General features: G+C 68.7%; 2 protein-coding genes. One reads left to right on the top strand and one right to left on the bottom strand.

The window, feature by feature from the left end:
- Positions 1 to 98: 98 nt before the first annotated feature.
- Entirely contained in the window at positions 99 to 293 is a 195-nt protein-coding gene (locus C1A33_RS26975; protein WP_243407989.1) for a type II toxin-antitoxin system HicB family antitoxin, read from the bottom strand.
- 66 nt (positions 294 to 359) lie between these two features.
- On the opposite strand from C1A33_RS26975, the gene C1A33_RS26970 reads away from it, so the two are divergent.
- On the top strand, positions 360 to 617 hold the full coding sequence (locus C1A33_RS26970) for a toll/interleukin-1 receptor domain-containing protein (RefSeq protein WP_101834443.1): 258 nt from the start codon (positions 360 to 362) through the stop codon (positions 615 to 617).
- Positions 618 to 623 lie beyond the last annotated feature (6 nt).

Genomic DNA, 623 nt, shown 5'->3' with positions numbered 1-623 from the left:
GCCTGCGGCTGCCCGCCCGCCCCACCGTCGGCGACTACACCGAGTTCACCATCCAACGCCAGGTCAGCGCCGTCGGCAGCACCCGCTGACCACCCAGCTCAGGCACCGTCCAGGACGACGGTGAGCTCCTCCGAAGCACCACTGTCTTCGAGCACCAGGAGTACGGCCTCACGCAGGTCTGCCAGCGCCTCCTCGCGGGTGTCGCCCTCGCCGTTACACCCGACACGATCGAGGTGGGCGTGGGCGCACCACACGCCGTCTTCGTCCTGCTCCACCGTGCAGGGGACCCGCACCGCCCGACTCATGCCGGTCAGGATAGCGCTGGCGTCCGGTTTGGGTGACTGTGTCATGCTGTTCGGGTGACGGGCGGGGACGGGGGTCGCGCTGTCGACGTCTTCGTGTCCTACGCCGAGGGCGGGCTTGACTGGGCGAAGTGGATCGCGGCCGCGCTGGAGGAAGCGGGGTATCGCGTTCGGCTCGACGCCTGGGACGTCGTCCCGGGCACCTATACGACATCCGGCCGTGGCGACGCAGCGCCTTTGCCCCGCCTGCCGGTCCGCAGCCTGTCGGGGGGCCTAATGGGGGGTGTGACGATCTCGAATCCTGGATCATGCTAACAAAAA

It is taken from the genome of Frankia canadensis (assembly GCF_900197875.1).
Lineage (GTDB): Bacteria > Actinomycetota > Actinomycetes > Frankiales > Frankiaceae > Frankia > Frankia canadensis.
This window is presented reverse-complemented; position numbering and strand designations above follow the sequence as displayed.